Origin of the sequence: Nocardia acidivorans NBRC 108247 (assembly GCF_001625085.1) — a bacterium.
In the GTDB taxonomy this organism is placed as follows: domain Bacteria; phylum Actinomycetota; class Actinomycetes; order Mycobacteriales; family Mycobacteriaceae; genus Nocardia; species Nocardia acidivorans.
The window spans coordinates 26,725-45,277 of sequence record NZ_BDAW01000006.1; the positions used below are offsets into that span (position 1 = coordinate 26,725).

Here is an 18,553-nt window from a genome sequence, read left to right on the forward strand (position 1 = left end):
GGCTTCAGTGCCGCTGGGCGATGAGGTCGCGGGCGGCGAGCCGCTGGAGCTTGCCGCTGGAGGTGCGGGGGATACTGCGCGGTGCGACGAGATGGACCTCGACGGCGGCCAGGCCGAGTTCGGCGGCCACCTGCCCGCGGATGGTTTCGGCGAGGGCGGCGGCCTCGGCGCCGGTCAACTCGGTCTCGGCGATGAGGGCGATGACATCGGCGCCCTCGGGATCCACGGCCGCGGTGCAGCGGCCCTTGTAGATGCCCTCGACGCCGCCGACCGCGGCCTCCACATCCTGGGCGTAGTGATTGACCCCGCGCACGGTGATCATGTCCTTACAGCGGCCGGTGACGAAAAGCTCACCGTCGCGCAGATATCCGAGATCGCCGGTGCGCAGCCAGCCGTCGATGAAACGGTCCGCGACCGTGGCCGGATCGACCGCCAGATAGCCGTCGGTGACCGACGCGCCCCGGATGAGGATCTCACCGACCCGCCCGTCCGGCAGCGGGGCCGCGGTCTCGGGATCGACGATGCGGAGCCGGAGCCCCCGGACCGCCGCTCCCACCCCGGCGACGGCGCGCGCACCCGGTGTGTCGGCGGAAACCGGCTGTGCGAGAAAGTCATCCGCGAGTCCGGCCCGATCGACCCATTCGAAGACCGGGCCGCGGCCCAGCGGCGGGAAGGCCACGGCGAGGGTGGCCTCGGCCATGCCGTACACCCCGAACATGGTGCTCGGCGCGAACCCCGCCGGCGCGAACCGCTCGGTGAACGCGCTCACCACCGCGTGCGAAATCGGTTCCGCCCCATTGAAAGCTATGCGCCACCGGCTCAGATCGTATTCGGCGACCTGTTCGGGCGGCACCGCCGCCAGCAGCGCCTCGTAGCCGAAGTTCGGCATGGCGGTGATGGTGCTGCCGCTGGCGGCGAATTCGCGCAGCCAGCGCGCCGGATCCTTGACGAACGCCAGCGGTGACCACACATGCGCCGGAATGCCGCGCAGAATGGCCGAGAGCGTGCCGAACAGGCCCATATCGTGGAACAGCGGCAGCCAGAAGCCGCCCTGATCGTTCAGGTCCAGGGCGATGCCCTCGCGGATCGCGGCGAGTCCGCTCAGCACCTGACGGTGGGTCAGGCGCACGCCCTTGGGGGTGGCGGTGCTGCCCGAGGTGAACTGCACCACGGCCAGATCCTCGGGACCGGGGACGGCGTGGGCCGGGAGCGGACCCTCGGCGGAGGGACCGGAAAGTGTTGCGGTATCCACGAATTCGACATCCACGCCCGCCAGCAGCGGTACCAGTTCGGCGAAGGCGGGCGAGACCAGCACCGTACGCATACCTGCGGCGGCGGTGATGGCGGCCAACTGCTGCGGATATCCGGCGGCCCGGCGAATCCCGGCGGGCAGCGGCAGCGGGGTCGCCGCCGCACCGGCCGCGGCGATGGCGAAGAAGCTCACCATGAACTCGGGGGCATTGGGGCACAGGATGCCGACCGGTTCCCCGCGCCGCACACCCCGGGCCAGCAGTGTCGCCGCCGCGCTCTCGGCGGCCCGTTGCAGTTCGGCGTACTCGATATTCTCCGCCGTCGACCAGAAAGTCGCCGATACCCGCGGATGTGCGGCGGCAATGTCGGCGAGCCTGCTGGGCAGGGTGCCGAGCGAATCCGAGGAATTCATGACCGTCACGACAACAGCGAATTGTGTCCGAGCGCTGAACGGATTATGAAACCCGCGCGCTGATAAGCACTCTCGATCAGCCAATTGCGTTGGACGATAAAGAGATACGGTGATCGGGCGATAGCTTCCGGCGATTGCCGGACGGTCCCGGCGCGGTGCGGTCCAGGATGAACCCGAAATTGTTTCGGCGAAATTCGCAGCCCAATTCTTTCAGGAGTTGCCGGTGAGTTCGGACCAGGCCGCGGTGGCGCAAGTGACCCCGGTGCAGCTGGCGGTCGTGGAGAGCATCGCCCCGCATATGCGCCACAATCCCTATGACAGCTATCAGACGCTGCGCGATGCCGGACCGTTCGTCCCCGGACCGCACGAGACCCAACTCGTCACCCGGCACGCCGAAGCCCAGGCGATCCTGCTGGACCCGCGCTGGAGCCACGCCGAGGAACCCGAACTACTGCACGGGGACAGCGATGTCGAACTGCCCGGCTCCTTCCTGTGGATGGAGCCGCCGGACCACACCCGCCTGCGCGGGCTGGTGGGCAAGGCGTTCACCGCCCGCACCATCACCGGATTGCGGGATCGCGCCGAACAATTGGTGGGCGAACTGCTCGATCGGGTCCTCGCCGCGGGGGAGGTGGATCTGCTCGAGGCGCTGGCGTATCCGGTGCCGCTCACCCTCATCTGCGAGCTGCTGGGCGTCCCCGCGCGGGCGCATGAACAGGTCCGGCACATGTCGGCGGGTATCGCGCGCGGACTGGATCCGGATCTGCTGCTCAGCCCGCAGGAGCTGGCCGCGCGCACCGCGGCGGTGCACGAATTCACCGAATTCTTCGGCGATCTGGTCGAACAGCGCCGCCGTACCCCGCGCGCGGACCTCATCACCGCACTGGTGCAGGCCGAGGAGGCCGGGGTGCGGCTCACGCACACCGAACTGATCGGGACCCTGCTCATTCTGGTGGTCGCCGGACACGAGACCTCGGTGAACCTCATCGGCAACGGCGCACTGGCGCTGATCCGCGATCCCGGTGAGTTCGCGCGGCTGCGCGCGGATCCCGACCTGGCCGGCGCGGCGGTGGACGAGGTGCTGCGCTACGACCCGCCCGTGCACCTGACCACCCGTACCGCCCGCGCCGAGATCATGGTCGCCGGAAGGACATTCACCCCCGGGGACGCCGTGATCGTGCTGCTCGGCTCGGCCAATCGCGATCCGGCGGCCTTCCCCGAACCCGCCGCCTTCGATATCGGCCGCTACGGGCCGGGTCGCCGCACCGAACGGCACCTGTCCTTCGGACTCGGCCTGCACTACTGCCTGGGCGCGCCACTGGCCCGCCTGGAGATGCGAGAAGTGCTGCGCGCCTTCGCGCTTCGCGTCGACAACCTGACCCTGCTGGAGGAACCCCCGTACCGGCCCAATGTGGTGGTGCGCGGGATGTCCGAACTTCGCGTCCGTGTGGAGGGCAAATGAGTACCGCGGTTCCCGAGATCACCTTCGACGCCTTCGAACCGAGCGAACGCGCCGATCCCTACCCCGCCTACCGGCGCGTGCGCGATGCCGCGGCGTTGTTCCCGTACGCCTTCGGCGATGTGCCGGTCACCCTCGTCACCCGGTACGAGGAATGCGCGGCGGTGCTCACCGGCGCGGACTGGGGACACGGGTACTCCGCCGGGATCAGCCCCTTCCGGGACAGCGGCGCGGCCATTCCGGGCTCGTTCGTGCGCATGGATCCGCCCGAGCACGCCCGCTATCGCAAGCTGGTGGCCAAGGCGTTCACCCCGCGCATGGTCGGCGAACTCGCGCCGGTCGCGGGCCGGGTGGTCGACGAGCTGGTCGACAAGGCCGTGCGGCGTGGTGAACTCGATATTATCGACGATCTCGCGGTACCGCTGGCCGTGGCCATGATTCCGGTGCGACTGCTCGGTGCGGATCCGGCCGACGGGTCGCGATTCCGCGAGTGGCAGTTGGCCATCGCGCGCGGCAGCGATCCGGACTCGCTGCTCGGCGAGGCCGATGTGGCCGCGCGCGGTACGGCCGCCCTGGGATGTATGGGGTACTTCGCCGAGTTGATCGCCCGCAAGAAGCACACTCCCACCACGGATCTGCTCGGTGAACTGGTGACCGCCAGCGTCGAGGGCGATATGTTGACCGAGCCCGAGGTGATCGGGATGGCGCTGCTGCTCCTGGTGGCCGGGATGGAGACCTCCATCAATCTCATCGGCAATGGCATGCTCGCACTGCTGCGGCATCCCGAACAGCTGGCGCTGCTGCGCGAGCGGCCGGAGCTGATCGGGTCCGCCCTGGACGAGATGCTGCGCTATGACGCGCCCACCCAGTTCACCATTCGCGTCGCGCTCGCCGATACCGTCGTCGGCGGCCGCGAATTCCGGCGCGGGGACGGGGTGGTGGTGCTCACCGCGTCGGCGAGCCGCGATGACCGGGTCTTCCCGGACGCCGACGCCTTCGATATCACCCGGTACGCCGGAAACCGCGGCGCGCGAAAGCATCTCGGGTTCAGTCTCGGCATCCACTACTGTGTGGGCGCGCCGCTGGCGCGACTCGAGGCCGAGGCCGCGGTGCGGACGCTGCTCGAGCGCGCACCGGAGCTGCGCCTGGCGACCGAGGACCTCGCGTACCGGCCCAGTCTGATCCACCGGGGCGTGTTGAATCTGCCGGTGACACTGTGAGGACCGGGCGGCACGCGGTGGTCCTCGGCGCGGGGATCGCAGGTCTGCTGATCGCCCGGGTGCTGTCGGAATCCTTTGCGCGCGTGACGATCCTGGAACGGGATCGGGCGGACGGGGCGCGGGTGCGGCGCGGGGTTCCGCAGGGGCGGCATCTGCACGGACTGCTGGACAGCGGGCGCGCGGTCTTCGAGGAGCTCTTCCCCGGGTGCACCGGGGAACTGCTGCGCCGGGGCGCGACCGCCGCCGAGGTGCTGGTGAACACCCGCTGGTACGTGGGCGGTGCGCGCTTGGCGGCGACACCGACGGGGCTCACCTCGGTGATCGCGAGCCGCCCGCTGCTCGAGGACGTGCTGCGCGAGCGCACCCGAATGATCGCGAATATCGCTGTGCGCGAGGGAATTACCGTGCACGGGCTGGTCGGCGGCGCCGATCGGGTGACGGGGGTGACCCTGGACGGTGCCGCCGAGACCTTCGCCGCGGATCTGGTGGTGGATGCCACCGGGCGCGGTTCGCGAATCGAGTACTGGCTCAGCGATATCGGCGCACCGGTACCCGAATCCGAGCGGCTCGAGGTGGATCTGGGCTACGCCACGCGACTGTTCGGGCATCGGGCGGGGCAGCTGGGCGGGGATGCCTCGGTGATCATCTCGACCGGAGCGAACGGGCGCGGCGGGGGAGCGGTGCGGATCGAAGGCGATCGGTGGCTCGTCACCCTCGCGGGCATGCTCGGGGATCATCCGCCCACCGATCCCGCCGAATTCCGCGAGTACGCCGCCACGCTCTCGGCTCCCGATATCCACGACATCATCACCGACTCCGAACCCGTGGATGATCCGGTGCCCTACCGCTTTCGGTCCTCGGTGCGACGGCGCTTCGATCGGCTGACCGCGATGCCCGCCGGGCTGCTGGTGGTCGGGGACGCGCTGTGCGCGTTCAATCCGCTGTACGCGCAGGGGATGACGGTCGCGGCCCTTCAGGCCATGGCGCTGCGGGAATGCCTATACGCGGGCGGTATGCCCGATGAGTTGGCCGTGCGATTCCATACCGCCTGCGCTGAGCCGGTGAGCGCCGCCTGGCGACTGACAGCCACCTCGGATCTGAGCAATCCGGGCGTGACCGGAACACGCGATCTGCGCACCCGGCTCACCAATCGCTATGTGGCACAGACGCATCGGGCCGCCCAGCGCGATCCGGTGGTGGCGCGGAGCTTCATGCGCGTCGCACATCTGGTCGAACCGCCCGCCGTACTGGCGCATCCGCTCATCGCCGCGCGGATTCTGTTGCGCGGCAACAGCACCGCATCGTCCCGACCGCCCCGCGGCAGCGCCGCCGCCGAGAGCACCACCCCCGCGCAATCAGGAGCAAGCGTATGGCCGCACCACACGTGAACACCGCTGTCGCCGACCAGGATCCGGCCATTGTCACGGCAATGGCACAGCTCTTCGGCCCCGACGGCCGTGCCGATCCCTACACCCCCGCGCGCGTGCTGCGCGAGGCCGGGCCGATCCACCTCACCCCGCTCGGACATCATCTGCTCACCCGGTACGAGGACTGTGCCGCGGTGCTCTCCACGACCGCGTGGAGCCACGCCGAAGAGGCCGGGATGATGCATCCGACCGTCTCACCGGAGAACGCGGCCGAGGAATTGCCCACCTCGTTCCTGTGGATGGAGCCGCCGGACCACACCCGGCTGCGCAATCTGGTCACCAAGGGCTTCACACCGCGCATGGTCACCCGGCTGCGCCCGCGCATCGAGGAGCTCACCGAACAGCTCGTCGACACCGCCTTGGCGGCAGGGGAATTCGATCTGGTGGAGCTGATCGCCTACCCGCTGCCGCTCATTATCGCGTGCGAGCTCATCGGCGTGCCGAAGGAGGCGTACGGGCAGGTGCACCGGTGGTCGCAGGATCTGGCGCGCGGCTTCGACCACGATTACACCCTGCCCGAGGAATCGCTCAAGGCGCGCAGCGCGGCCTCGCGCGGATTCATGGGGTACTTCCGGGAACTGCTCAACGAGCGCCGCGCCGCTCCGACCGATGATCTGCTCAGCGTGCTGTCGCTGGTCGAGGATCGCGGTGATGTGCTGACCGAGCAGGAACTGCTCGCCACCTGCATCACCACCTTCGTCGCCGGACATGAGACCACGGCGAATCTGATCGGTACGGGCATGCTGCGGCTGCTGCGCAATCCCGATCAGCTCGACCTGCTGCGCGCGCGGCCCGAACTCATCGCCGCCGCACCCGATGAACTGCTGCGGCTGGAGCCGTCGGTGCAGATCACCACCCGGGCCGCGACCCGGCCGATCACCGTGGCCGGACACGACTTCGCACCGGGCGAAGGCGTTGTGGTGCTGATCAATTCGGCCAATCACGATCCGGCGGCCTTCCCGGATCCGGAGCGCGCCGATGTCACCCGCTACTCCGATCCGATGAACCCGGCCAAGAAGCACCTCGGGTTCAGCCTCGGCATCCACTACTGCCTCGGCGCGCCGCTGGCACTGCTCGAGATGGAGATTCTGCTCGAAGTGCTGTTGCGCAAAGTCGGTGCGATGGAACTGCTTTCGCAGGATCCGCCGTTCAAGCCGAACGTCGTCATCCGGGGTCTGGAGTCGCTGCGGGTCGGTTTCGCGCCCGCCTGATCCAGTCATGTAAAAATTTCTTTACATCGAGTCTGGTTTTCTTTACTCTGAACGCATGCCGTTCGAAGAGAAGCGCACCTGGATCCTCGGGGTCGCGCCCGTCGTCTCGTACACGATCTACCTGGTCGTGGTGCTGACGCGGGCGCGGCCCCACGGTCTTTCGCAGGTGGGATACATCGCGCCGCTGCTGTGGGCGGTCGGGGGATCGATTCTGGTGTCGATCGTGGCGACCATCGCCGTCGCCATCGCCGGGCGTGATGACCGCAAGGATCAGCGCGATCGGGAGATCGATCGGATGGGGACGCTGGTCGGCAATGCCTTCGTCGTGCTGAGCGCGGTCGGCGCGCTGGTGCTCACCATGGCCGAGGCCGAGCGTTTCTGGATCGCCAATGTCCTCTACCTGGGCTTCACGCTCTCGGCCGCGGTCGGCGCGGGTGCCGAGATCATCGCCTACCGGCGGGGGTACTGGCCGTGGTGAAGTCCACTCGTGTGCGAAACAGTATTCGCGCCCTGCGCTTTTCGAACGGTGAGATGACCCAGGCCGACCTGGCCGACCGGATCGGCGTCACCCGCCAAACCGTCAATGCCATTGAACAGGGCAAATATTCGCCGTCCTTGGAGATGGCATTCCAGATAGCCAGGGTGTTCGGCATCGCCCTGGACGATGTATTCGAATACCCGGAAGAAGAAGCATGATGAAGGCCATCACCCAGCACGCCTACGGCACCACCCGCTGACCGAACTCCGCGCCCTCCTCACGCCCACCGGCACCCTGGTCATCGGCGGCGGCGAAGGCGGCGGCCCCTGGTTCGGCGGCCTGGGCCGCACCGCCCGCGCCCAACTGACCTCCCCCTTCGTCAAACACGGACTCGCCGGGCTGCTCTCGCTCCCCAAGCCCGAAATGCTCAGGGATGTAGCGGAATTGGCGTCGATCGGAGCCTGGACGCCTCGTATCGACCGTACCTTCGACCTCCCGGACGCGGCCGCGGCCATCGACTACCTGGTCACCGGTCATCCCAAGGGCAAAATCGCCCGCACCGTCGGTTAGGCGGCCAGGTTCAGGAAGTTCGCGTAGCTGTACCACGGCCCCTCGATATGCCGGTAGTGATTCCCGGCGCTCGCATTCGGAAGCGGCTGCGGCGGATCGCCCTTCGGCACATAGGCGAACCCGTCGATCCCGAGCCCCGATCCCGCCAGACTGAACGAACACCCCTGCGGAATAGCGGTCACCCGGTCGATCCGATACACCCCGAACCGTCGACTCCCCTCGAAATCCGCACAGCTCGCGGCGGCACTCTCCAGACTCGGCCGGGACAACATCCAACCGACGCGCTGCGGCACCCCGGTAACGAGCAGCATCGCGGCGAGTGCGAACACCACCGGCGCGATCACCGAAATCCGCCACACCCCATAGGCATTCACTCCGGCGACAGCCACCGCGAGCCATATGCCACCGGTGATCACCAGCGCCCAGCCGCCGAGCAGCAGCGCACCCAGTTGATCTCCGCGAGAGGCGTACTCCCACAGCACCCACAGACAGCACCCCGCCACCAACGCGGTAACGGACACCATGGAGATCGTCCACAACTGCGGAATGCGCTCCGGCGCAGCCGGGGGATAGACACTCACCGACCCCATCCTGCCCGATTCCGGCGTCAGAGCACATACGGCCGATCCGGCGTTGGCGAGTATCGGTCACGCCATTCCCGCCGTGGACGTGGCGGTCGACGAGCGGTCCTCGGCTGCCGGGCGAGTTACGTCGCGATATCGCGGATGTAGTCCTTGTGGACCGCCCCGCTCCGGAGGTTCCGGTGCGGCGCCCGCGTGGTGGGCGGTCTCCTCGATCATGTGCGTAAGTGCCCAGCGCAGGCTCAGCGCGGGACCGCCCGGCCGCTGTGCAGATCGCACGCTGGGAATCCGCCACGCGCACAACGCATCCCATCGCCGTCTTCGAGGGAGGCCGACTATCCGGTGGGAGTGCTGCCGCTGCGGTTCACTCCGGACGGGACCGGGATGTGGATCGGATCGAACCGCGGTACCGACGGGTGGCGGTCGGCGCGCTGGATTCAGTGCACAGTCGTACACTGAATTAATGGTGGAGTCTATGCCGCAGCGGCGGGCCGAGATTCGGGCACTCGCGCGCCTGGCGGGCGATGAACTCGGCGGTGCGATCGACGGGATCGGGACCACGCACCGGGCGGTCAGCGATCACGTGTTCGCGGCGGTGTCGTGGGGTATCGGCCCGGCCGCGCGGCCGGTGAAATCGGTGCACGATGTCATCACCTCCGGGGTGTATCGAGTGGTCAGTGGCGGCGCGGTCGTGGCCGGGTCGGTGGCCGAACTCGCGGGGGAGTTGCCCGGACTGCCCACCCCCTCACGCACCGTGTACGGGTCGGGGCTGATCGCGACGCTACAGGGGCTGATCGGCGACAACCTCGCGCGGGAGCGGCCGATTCTGGCCTCGCCCATGAGTTTTCGCGTCGACGGGGAGCCCGTCGACGCGCGTGAACTCGGTGCGGTGGTGACGAATCCGCGCCCGCGGATCGTGATCTTCCTGCACGGGCTGGTGGAAACCGAGCATGCCTGGCGGCTCGGCGGACGGCCCAGCTACGCCGAGCGACTCGACTCCGATCTCGACCGCACCACCCTCATGGTGCGATACAACAGCGGCTTGCGCATCGCCGAGAACGCCCGCCAACTCGATCTGCTCCTGCGTGATCTCGTCGCGCACTGGCCGGTCGAGGCGCGGGAGATCGCCCTGGTCTGTCATTCGATGGGCGGCCTGATCGCCCGCGGTGCGTGCCATGCGGCCGATACCGAAGGCCAGGACTGGGTACGGCGAGTCCGCCAGATCGTATGCCTGGGATCCCCGCATCTGGGCGCACCCCTGGAACAGCTGGTCCACCGCGTCACCGGGGTCTTGGACCGGGTGCCCGAGACACGTCCGTTCGCGCGCCTGCTACGCCGTCGCAGCGCCGGAATCCGCGACCTGCGCCGGGGTGCACTGGTGGACCAGGACTGGTCGGATCTCGGCGCGGATACCTTGCGCCGCAAGGTGATTCAAGAGGTCCCACTCCTGCCCGGCGCCGACCACTATTTCGTCACCGCGTCCATCACCCGGAGCCCGCGACACCCGCTCGGCCGACTCATCGGCGACGGTCTCGTGCTGCCCAGCAGCGGCTCCGGCCGAAACCGCGCCCGCCGCATCGGATTCGACGACGCCAACGGCCTGCACCTACCGGGCGCGAACCATTTCAGCCTGCTCAACCACGAGGCCGTCTACAGCGCCCTGCTGACCTGGCTCGGCGACAAGCCCGTGGTCGCGACGGCACACGAGCCCGCACGACGCATCCCGCCCCTGACCGCTCGTGAAGACCATGGATGAGGCCCCGCTCCGGATGTTTCCGGTGCGGGGCCTCGGGGTGAAAAGAGCTGCTAGGAGCTACTTTTCGGGGGTCTAGCGTTCAGTTGGGTTCAGCCGAACTTCTGTGCCTTCGCCTCACGGCGACGGCGGTGCAGGATGGGCTCGGTGTAGCCGTTGGGCTGCTTGGTGCCTTCGAGCACGAGTTCCTTGGCCGCTTGGAAGGCGATGGAGGCGTCGAAGTCGGGGGACATGGCGTGGTAGTTGGAGTCGCCGGCGTTCTGGCGGTCCACGACGGGGGCCATGCGCTCCAGGCTGGCGAGCACATCCTTTTCGGTGACGATGCCGTGGCGCAGCCAGTTGGTCATGAGCTGGCTCGAAATGCGCAGGGTGGCACGGTCTTCCATGAGGCCGACGTCCTTGATGTCGGGGACCTTGGAGCAGCCGACGCCCTGGTCGATCCAGCGCACCACGTAGCCGAGGATGCCCTGGGAATTGTTGTCCAACTCCTGCTGGATCTCCTCGGCGGTCCAGTTGGTGTCCTGGGCCAGGGGGATCTCGAGGATCTCGTCGACGGTGGCGCGGGGGCCGCCCTTGGCGATCTCGGCCTGCCGCTTGAACACGTCCACCAGGTGGTAGTGGGTTGCGTGCAGGGTGGCGGCGGTGGGCGAGGGGACCCAGGCGGTGTTCGCGCCGGCCTTGGGGTGGCCGATCTTCTGAACGAGCATGTCGGCCATCAGGTCGGGCATGGCCCACATGCCCTTACCGATCTGCGCCTTACCGGGCAGGCCGGCGGCGATACCGGTGTCGACATTCCAGTCCTCGTAGGACTTGATCCACTGCTGGGCCTTCATCTCGGCCTTGCGGACCATCGGCCCGGCCTCCATGGAGGTGTGGATCTCATCGCCGGTGCGGTCCAGGAAGCCGGTGTTGATGAAGACCACGCGGTCCTTGGCGGCATTGATGGACGCCTTGAGGTTGACCGTGGTGCGGCGCTCCTCGTCCATGATGCCGACCTTGAGGGTGTTGCGCGGGACGTCCACGACATCCTCGACGGCCGCGAACAGGTCGTTGGTGAAGGCGACCTCGTCGGGACCGTGCATCTTCGGCTTCACGATGTAGACCGAACCGGTGCGGGTGTTCTCGAGCTTGGTGTCGCCATTGAGCGCGTGCTTGGCGATCAGCGAGGTGAACAGGCCGTCGAGGATGCCCTCGGGCACCTCGTTGCCGTCCTTGTCCAAGATGGCGTCCGAGGTCATCAGATGACCCACATTGCGCACGAACAGCAGCGAACGACCGTGCAGCACAAGTTCACTGCCGTCGAGCGCGGTGTACACCCGGTCCGGGTTCATGGTGCGGGTGAAGGTCTTGCCGCCCTTGGCGACCTGCTCGGACAGATCGCCCTTCATCAGGCCCAGCCAGTTGTGGTAGCCGAGCACCTTGTCCTCGGCGTCCACGGCCGCGACCGAATCCTCGAAGTCCATGATGGTGGTGATCGCGGACTCCAGCACGACGTCCTTGATACCGGCGTCGTCGGTGGAACCGACCGGGGATTCGCGATCGAACTGGATCTCGATGTGCAGGCCGTTGTGCTTGAACAGCAGCGAGGTGGGGTCCTCGGGGGTGCCGAGGTAGCCGACCAGCGCGTCACCGTCGGCCAGGCCGATGGTGGTGCCGTCCTCGAGGGTGACCTCGAGTTCGCCGTCCACGATCGCGTACTTGCTGGTGCCCAGGTGCGATCCGGTGATCAGCGGCAGCGCGTCGTCGAGGAAGTTGCGGGCCCACTCGATGACCTTGTCGCCGCGAACCTTGTTGTAGCCCTTGCCCTTTTCCGCGCCATCTGCCTCGGAGATGGCGTCGGTGCCGTACAGCGCGTCATAGAGCGAGCCCCAGCGGGCATTGGCCGCGTTGATGGCGAAGCGCGCGTTCATCACCGGAACCACGAGCTGCGGGCCCGCGGTGGTGGCGATTTCGGCGTCCACGTTCTCGGTACCGATCTGGAAATCGGCCGGTTCGGGACGCAGGTAGCCGATCTCGGTGAGGAACTGCTTGTAGGCAGCCTTGTCGTAGCCGGCGCCGGGGTTGGCGCGGTGCCACTCGTCGATCTTGGCCTGGATGTCGTCGCGTTCTGCCAGCAGAGCACGGTTACGGGGAGCGAGGTCGTTGATCACGGCCTCGGCGCCCGACCAGAACGCGGCGGAGTCTACGCCGGTACCGGGAAGAGCCTCGTTTTCCACGAAATCGTGGAGCACGCGCGCGACCTGGAGTCCGCCGACCTGAATCCGCTCTGTCATCTACTGCCTCGTTTCGAGATAGCCGGGGGGCTGTTGATGTGTGGAAAAAAGTACGCCCGTCATGTTACTCGCGGGTATGGCGGCCCGGTTCGCGGTACCGGTGTTTCGGGTCCCGGGGCGAGCCTTGATTGTATCGGCCGGTACATTTAATGTACTGAGCGGAACATTTAGCGATTCGGTGGACGCAGGTGTCAGATATGGGAAACACGTTGTCCGGCAAGGTCGTTGTGGTCACCGGCGGCAGTCGCGGGCTCGGCCGCGAGATGGTGCTGGCCTTCGCCGCTGCCGGGGCCGACGTGGTGATCGCCAGTCGCAAGCTCGAATCATGTGACGCACTCGCCACCGTGGTGCGGGAGAAATACGGGCGGCGGGCCTTGGCCGTGGCCTGCAATGTGGGGGAGTGGGCGCGGTGCGAGGCGCTCGCCGAGACCGCGTTCGCCGAATTCGGGCGGGTCGACGTGCTCGTCAACAACGCGGGCATGTCCCTGCTGTACCCGAGTCTTGACCAGGTCTCCGAGGCGATGTTCGACAAGGTGATCGCCACCAATCTCAAGGGCCCGTTCCGGCTGTCGGCCCTGATCGGGGCGCGGATGGCCGCGGCGGGCGGCGGATCGATCATCAACATCTCCTCCATCGAGGCGGCCCGGCCGGAACCGATGGCCGTGCCCTACGCCGCGGCCAAGGCCGGGCTCGAGGCGCTGTCGGGGGGCCTCGCGCAGACCTACGGACCGGCGGTGCGGGTCAACACCATTCGCTGCGGGGCGTTCGACACCGATATCGCCAAGGCATGGCCGCGGGAGATGCGCGACTATCTGGCGCAGCACAATGCGCTCGGACGCATCGGTGTGCCCGCCGACATCGTCGGTGCGGCACTGTTCTTCGCCTCGGACGCATCGTCCTTCTGCACCGGAGCGACCCTCCAGGTGGACGGCGGCTGGCGATGACCGAGACGCCCGCGCGCCGGCGCGGCAGACCACCCGCCTCGGAGTCGAATCCGGTGCGGACCCGTGAGCGGATTGTGCGCGCGGCCCTGGAGTTGTTCGCGGAGAAGGGGTTTCACGCCACCAGCGTCGGCGAGATCGGCGATCGGGCCGGAATCCAACGCGGAGCGCTGTACTACCACATCGGATCCAAGGAGGAATTGCTCTTCCAGATCCGGCGCAACTACACCCAGTTGATGCTGGACGCGGCCGCGCGCATCGCCGAGAGCTCGGAAGCGCCGATGCACAAGCTGCGCGCCTTGATTCGCAGTCATGTGCGGCTGATTCTCGAACACCGGCACGAGGTCACCATCGCCCTGCGCGATGCCGGGGCGCTGACCGGTGAACGCGCACTCGACTTGCAGGCGCTGCGCGACGGTATCCAGCAGAGCTGGCAGCGGGTATTCGACGAGGGCCATGCCGCCGGTCTCCTGCGCACCAACGATCACATCGTCACCAATAGCGTTGTCGCCATGCTGAATATGGTCAGCGCCTGGTATCACCCCGACTGCGAGCACAGCCCCGATCGGATCGCGGACATTCTCACCACCACCATTCTGGGCGGTGTTGCCACACCTGCCGGAAACACACTGAAAGGCTGACCATGGCTTGGGATTTCGACACCGACCCGGAGTACCAGCGGAAACTGGACTGGGTCGCGGAGTTCGTCCGCACCGAGGTGGAACCGCTGGATCTGCTGTACCCGGAACCGTACGACCGCAAGAATCCGGAGATCCGGGCGCTCATGAAACCCTTGCAGGAGAAGGTGAAAGAGCAGGGGCTGTGGGCCTGCCACCTCGGACCGGAGCTCGGCGGGCCCGGATTCGGTCAGGTGAAACTGGCGCTGCTGAACGAGGTGATCGGCACCTCGAAGTGGGCTCCGCTGGTATTCGGTTGTCAGGCACCCGATTCCGGCAATGCCGAGATCCTCGCGCACTTCGGGACGCCCGAGCAGAAGGCGAAGTACCTGCAACCGCTGCTCGACGGCGAGATCGGGTCCTGCTACGTCATGACCGAGCCCACCGGCGGCTCGGACCCGACCTCGTTCAAGACACTCGCTGTGCGCGACGGTGATTCGTGGGTCATCAACGGTGAGAAGTGGTTCAATTCGGCGGCCGAATTCGCCAGCTTCCATATCGTCATGGTCGTCACCGATCCCGAGGCCGAACCGCATCAGCGCCTGTCCATGTTCATCGTGCCCGCGGACACCCCGGGGCTGGAGATCGTGCGCAACTTCACCGTTCCCGGCTTCAGCGAGAACGAAGGGCATCTGCGCTTCACCGATGTGCGCGTGCCCGCCGATGCGCTGCTCGGCGCGGAGGGACTGGGCTTCATCGTCGCGCAGACCCGGCTCGGCGGCGGTCGTGTGCATCACGCCATGCGCACGGTCGCCATGGTGCGCAAGGCCTTCGACATGATGTGCGAGCGCGCGGTCTCGCGGCCCATGCGCAAGGGCGTGCTCGGCGGCCTGCAGATGACGCAGGAGAAGATCGCCGAATCCTGGATCGAGATGGAGCAGTTCCGGCTGCTGGTGCTGCGCACCGCCTGGCGCATCGACAAGGAGCAGGATTACCGCAAGGTGCGGCACGATATCGCCGCCATCAAGGTGGCCATGCCCAAGGTCATGCACGATATCGCCCAGCGCGCCATGCACCTGCACGGGGCGATCGGGGTCAGCACCGATCTGCCGTTCGTGGACATGATGAATTACGCGCAGGTCATGGCCATTGCCGACGGCCCGACCGAGGTGCACAAGATCACTCTGGCCAAGGAGGTCCTCAAGACCTACCTGCCCGGAGATCCGGTGTACCCCAGTGGTTTCCGGCCCGCACTGCGCGAGCAGGCGCGGGAGCTGGTCGCCCGGCGGCTGGAACATACGGTGGGCAATCTCTGACCTACGACCTCTGACCTACGAGGGGGAGCTCACGCTGCGAAGAACCTCGGTGCGGCGGTGGCCGCACTCCTGATTACCGGCGGGATCAGCGGCGGAGTGACCACCCCCGGGCCTGGCCGTCGCCGACCCGGGGACCTCACACCTCCGAATGCGGTCTGCCCGTACCCGGATGTCGCCAACCCGGCGTGCACGTTCGGTCATGACGGCAACGAAGAGGGCGGGGCCACCGGTGGCGATCACTCCGGTGGCGAACACGACAGCGACACTCGCTAGCGCGTTTCCGCCCCCGTCGCTCAGGCGCTCTGACGCGTCATGGCGGAGCGGAACCGGGCCCGGTACGCCGAGGGCGTAATGCCCATGTGACGCAGGAAGATTCGGCGCAGCGACTCATCACTGCCCAGGCCCGAGCGTCGCGCCGCCCGGGTGACGGACTCACCGGATTCCAGCAGCGCCCGCGCCGCCTCCAGCCGCACCGATTCCACGAAAGCGGCCGGGGTGGTGTGCAATTGCTCGCGGAACAGGCGGGTCAGATGGCGGACGCTGAGCGACCCGCGCGCCGCCAGCGCCGGCAGGCGATGATCGGCGGCGGGGTCGGCGACGATCTCGTCGAGCAGCGCTCGCAGCGGATCGTGCGGTGGCCGCGCGATACGTGAGGCGGCCGAGAACTGCGATTGCCCGCCGGGGCGTTGCAGAAAGACCACCAGATCGCGGGCGACCTCGCGGGCCAGGTCGGCCCCGGCATCGGATTCGACCATGGACAGTGACAGGTCGATCCCCGCGCTCACACCCGCCGAGGTGAGCATCGGGCCGTCGCGCACATAGAGCGCGTCGGGTTCGACGGTGATGCGGGGATAGGCCCGGGCCAGGGTCCCCGCGTGCCGCCAATGCGTGGTGGCCCGGCGCTCATCGAGCAGACCGGTCGCGGCGAGCGCGAACGCGCCCGTGCAGATCGAGGCGATACGGCGTGCGGGATCGGCGAGGGCGGTGAGCGCGTCCAATAGTTCGGCCGGAGCGGGCGCGCCGGGCAGCTCCGGGGAGCCGGGAACCAGGAGGGTGTCCGCGTCGGAGATCTGCGCGAAGGAGGCGGCCACGCCCAAGCTCGCGCCCGCCGAGGTCGCCACCGGAGCGCCGGTGGGCGAGCACAGCGTCAGTTCGTAGTCGCCGCCCAATGCGATTGCGGTGCTGAAGACTTCGAGGGGAGCCGTCACATCCAGCAGGCGAACGCCGTCATAGGCGAGCATGGCGAGCTTGCGGTGGGTCACACCGTCCAGGGTAATGGCCCGATCTGTGGGGTATGTGTCCAGATGGCCAGGGCGGTGACCGGGGGTCACGGGCCAGGCTCGAAGCATGACTCGCATCGCCGATATCCGGATCCCCGACAGCCGCCTCGCCACCGAGGCCACCGAACTCGTCCGGGATGTGGCCACCCCGCTGATCTACGACCACTCCCGCCGGGTGTACCTCTTCGGCGCGCTCCAGGGCGAGCGGCGCGGACTCGACTACAACCCCGAACTGCTGTACGTCGGAGCCATGTTCCACGACCTCGGCCTCACCGAGAAATACCGCACCACCGAGCAGCGGTTCGAGATCGACGGCGCGGACCAGGCCCGCGAATTCCTGCTGGCGCACGGGATTACGGCGCATGCGGCCGAGACGGTGTGGACCGCGATCGCGCTGCACACCACCCCGGAGATTCCCGGCCGCATGGCGCCGGAAATCGCCCTGGTCACCGCCGGGGTCGAATTCGACGTGCTGGGAATCGGTTACGACGACCTGCCCGCCGAAACCCGTGCGGCGGTGGTCGCCGCGCATCCCCGGCCGGACTTCAAACGCCGCATTCTGGCCGCGTTCACCGAGGGTATCGCGGACCGCCCGGCCACCACCTTCGGCAATGTCAAAGCCGATGTCCTCGAACACTTCTCGCCGGGATTCGTGCGCACCGACTTCGTGGAAGTGATCGAGAACTCGGCCTGGCCGGAATAGCGGGTCAGTTCGTTTCCGGCGCGGGCGCGTCACGGTCGGCGGGTGCCGCCCACCTCGGCGAACGGCCAACCCGCCGCCGCGGCCTACCTGCGCACCATCGACGGCGAATATGCGGCGTTCGGCCTGGCGGTACCGACCCTGGAAGCCGAAGCCCTCCACCGCATCTCGGTATTCGCGGACCCGACTCTGGTCCGGCGCCGCGGGCAGCCCGCAGCGCCGGTCAGCTGACGCGGGGTTCCACCCAGAGCGCTTCGGCGAGTGCGCACAGCTCGCCCCTCGGCGTCGAAATCGCCACGCCGACGGTGTGTTTGCGGCCGTCACGGCTGATCGGCCAGGCGTGCGAGATGTAGTCTTCGCCCGCGTGGATCGGGTTCAGCTGGGTGGCGGTGAGGGCCGCGGTGACCGCTCCCCGCGCCATATCGGAGTGGATGAACGCCGCGATGCCGCCGGGACAATCCAGCGCCGACCAGACGGATTCGGCTGTGAGTTCACCGTTTTCGGCGGCCAAGCCCGGATCGGGGGTCCAGGCGGCGGTCATCATGGCTCGGCCCGGGAGAGACCAGGAGAACAGGCGGATGCCGCGGCCCGGGGCGCAGGCCGCACCGCAGCCGTAGCAGTCGGTGATCCCGCGCGCGGGGGAGGACAGCGCCGTCTCGGTCGCGGTCTTCGCCTCCGACCAGGACGGCGCGGGCGGCGGTGTCAAGGTCAGCGCCGCCGGTGTCGCCTCGGCCAGGAGGGTGCCGTCGGGGGAGGTGAGCGCGGCGTGACCGTCGTCGGCGGTCAGGATGAGCGGGGTGGCCACCGCGATCGGACGGCGGAAATCGATGCGCACGGTCGGGGCGCCGCTGCGCCCCGCGAGCATGCCTGCCACATAGCCGCCGAAGGCCACCTGCGGGTAGCCGTGGATATGGTCGGGAATGGTGAGCGTGTCCAGCGGAACCGTCATACCTGCCAAGCCCTTCCATATACCGCATGCCGATCGATCATTCGACGATAACGCCGGGCGGCGGGTGGGCGTATCGGGGGTGCGGGTGAGAAGTTGCACAGCCCAGGCGGTTGCG

The 18,553-nt window shown here is 67.9% G+C and carries 19 protein-coding genes; 13 read left to right on the forward strand and 6 right to left on the reverse strand.

What is annotated here, in order from left to right:
• Window positions 1-4: 4 nt before the first annotated feature.
• On the reverse strand, window positions 5-1,663 hold the full coding sequence (locus tag NA10_RS01810) for an AMP-binding protein (RefSeq protein ID WP_067562468.1): 1,659 nt from the start codon (window positions 1,661-1,663) through the stop codon (window positions 5-7).
• Window positions 1,664-1,886: 223 nt separating this feature from the next.
• Here NA10_RS01810 and NA10_RS01815 point away from each other — a divergent pair, with 223 nt between their 5' ends.
• From NA10_RS01815 to NA10_RS01845, 7 genes are read left to right on the forward strand one after another with little or no spacing between them, the layout of a single operon-like run.
• Window positions 1,887-3,125, forward strand: coding sequence for a cytochrome P450 (locus tag NA10_RS01815; protein ID WP_067562469.1), 1,239 nt, complete (start codon window positions 1,887-1,889; stop codon window positions 3,123-3,125).
• Window positions 3,122-4,342, forward strand: coding sequence for a cytochrome P450 (locus NA10_RS01820; RefSeq protein WP_067562472.1), 1,221 nt, complete (start codon window positions 3,122-3,124; stop codon window positions 4,340-4,342). Before NA10_RS01815 ends, NA10_RS01820 begins: the two co-directional genes overlap by 4 nt.
• Complete coding sequence (locus NA10_RS01825) at window positions 4,339-5,730, forward strand: FAD-dependent oxidoreductase (protein WP_067562474.1); 1,392 nt, start codon at window positions 4,339-4,341, stop codon at window positions 5,728-5,730. The genes NA10_RS01820 and NA10_RS01825 overlap by 4 nt, the downstream gene beginning before the upstream one ends.
• Complete coding sequence (locus tag NA10_RS01830; protein ID WP_067562477.1) at window positions 5,712-6,980, forward strand: cytochrome P450; 1,269 nt, start codon at window positions 5,712-5,714, stop codon at window positions 6,978-6,980. The genes NA10_RS01825 and NA10_RS01830 overlap by 19 nt, the downstream gene beginning before the upstream one ends.
• Window positions 6,981-7,035: 55 nt before the next feature.
• Window positions 7,036-7,458, forward strand: a complete 423-nt coding sequence (locus tag NA10_RS01835) for a hypothetical protein (RefSeq protein ID WP_157555940.1) — start codon at window positions 7,036-7,038, stop codon at window positions 7,456-7,458.
• Entirely contained in the window at window positions 7,452-7,676 is a 225-nt protein-coding gene (locus NA10_RS01840) for a helix-turn-helix transcriptional regulator (protein WP_067562481.1), read from the forward strand. The genes NA10_RS01835 and NA10_RS01840 overlap by 7 nt, the downstream gene beginning before the upstream one ends.
• Window positions 7,645-8,028: a zinc-binding dehydrogenase gene (locus NA10_RS01845; RefSeq protein ID WP_067562484.1), complete on the forward strand. Its 384-nt coding sequence runs from the start codon at window positions 7,645-7,647 to the stop codon at window positions 8,026-8,028. The genes NA10_RS01840 and NA10_RS01845 overlap by 32 nt, the downstream gene beginning before the upstream one ends.
• On the opposite strand, the gene NA10_RS01850 is transcribed toward NA10_RS01845, so the two are convergent.
• Window positions 8,025-8,609, reverse strand: a complete 585-nt coding sequence (locus NA10_RS01850) for a hypothetical protein (RefSeq protein ID WP_157555942.1) — start codon at window positions 8,607-8,609, stop codon at window positions 8,025-8,027. The genes NA10_RS01845 and NA10_RS01850 overlap by 4 nt on opposite strands.
• Window positions 8,610-8,675: 66 nt before the next feature.
• On the reverse strand, window positions 8,676-9,170 hold the full coding sequence (locus NA10_RS39405) for a mycothiol transferase (RefSeq protein ID WP_373862326.1): 495 nt from the start codon (window positions 9,168-9,170) through the stop codon (window positions 8,676-8,678).
• Here NA10_RS39405 and NA10_RS01855 point away from each other — a divergent pair.
• On the forward strand, window positions 9,073-10,365 hold the full coding sequence (locus NA10_RS01855) for a lipase family alpha/beta hydrolase (protein ID WP_067562490.1): 1,293 nt from the start codon (window positions 9,073-9,075) through the stop codon (window positions 10,363-10,365). The genes NA10_RS39405 and NA10_RS01855 overlap by 98 nt on opposite strands.
• Before the next feature lie 89 nt (window positions 10,366-10,454).
• Here NA10_RS01855 and NA10_RS01860 read toward each other — a convergent pair whose 3' ends face one another.
• The gene (locus NA10_RS01860; RefSeq protein WP_067562491.1) at window positions 10,455-12,635 is read right to left on the reverse strand and encodes a malate synthase G; all 2,181 of its coding nucleotides are present in this window, start codon (window positions 12,633-12,635) and stop codon (window positions 10,455-10,457) included.
• A gap of 197 nt (window positions 12,636-12,832) precedes the next feature.
• Here NA10_RS01860 and NA10_RS01865 point away from each other — a divergent pair, with 197 nt between their 5' ends.
• Genes NA10_RS01865 through NA10_RS01875 form a run of 3 tightly spaced genes read left to right on the forward strand, consistent with a single transcriptional unit; the run spans window position 12,833 to window position 15,509 of the window.
• Entirely contained in the window at window positions 12,833-13,579 is a 747-nt protein-coding gene (locus tag NA10_RS01865) for an SDR family NAD(P)-dependent oxidoreductase (RefSeq protein ID WP_067562494.1), read from the forward strand.
• A complete protein-coding gene (locus tag NA10_RS01870) occupies window positions 13,576-14,217 on the forward strand; it encodes a TetR/AcrR family transcriptional regulator (protein ID WP_067562495.1) in 642 nt (213 codons plus the stop codon). Before NA10_RS01865 ends, NA10_RS01870 begins: the two co-directional genes overlap by 4 nt.
• A 2-nt stretch (window positions 14,218-14,219) precedes the next feature.
• Window positions 14,220-15,509, forward strand: coding sequence for an acyl-CoA dehydrogenase family protein (locus tag NA10_RS01875; protein ID WP_067562498.1), 1,290 nt, complete (start codon window positions 14,220-14,222; stop codon window positions 15,507-15,509).
• A gap of 293 nt (window positions 15,510-15,802) precedes the next feature.
• Here NA10_RS01875 and NA10_RS01880 read toward each other — a convergent pair whose 3' ends face one another.
• Entirely contained in the window at window positions 15,803-16,750 is a 948-nt protein-coding gene (locus NA10_RS01880; protein WP_373862330.1) for a GlxA family transcriptional regulator, read from the reverse strand.
• Between the two features lie 106 nt (window positions 16,751-16,856).
• On the opposite strand from NA10_RS01880, the gene NA10_RS01885 reads away from it, so the two are divergent.
• Window positions 16,857-17,492 (forward strand): HD domain-containing protein, encoded by a 636-nt coding sequence (locus NA10_RS01885; protein WP_067562503.1) that lies wholly within the window; start codon window positions 16,857-16,859, stop codon window positions 17,490-17,492.
• 42 nt (window positions 17,493-17,534) lie between these two features.
• Window positions 17,535-17,720: a hypothetical protein gene (locus NA10_RS01890; RefSeq protein ID WP_067562506.1), complete on the forward strand. Its 186-nt coding sequence runs from the start codon at window positions 17,535-17,537 to the stop codon at window positions 17,718-17,720.
• Here NA10_RS01890 and NA10_RS01895 read toward each other — a convergent pair.
• Window positions 17,713-18,438 (reverse strand): PaaI family thioesterase, encoded by a 726-nt coding sequence (locus NA10_RS01895; RefSeq protein WP_067562508.1) that lies wholly within the window; start codon window positions 18,436-18,438, stop codon window positions 17,713-17,715. The genes NA10_RS01890 and NA10_RS01895 overlap by 8 nt on opposite strands.
• Window positions 18,439-18,553 lie beyond the last annotated feature (115 nt).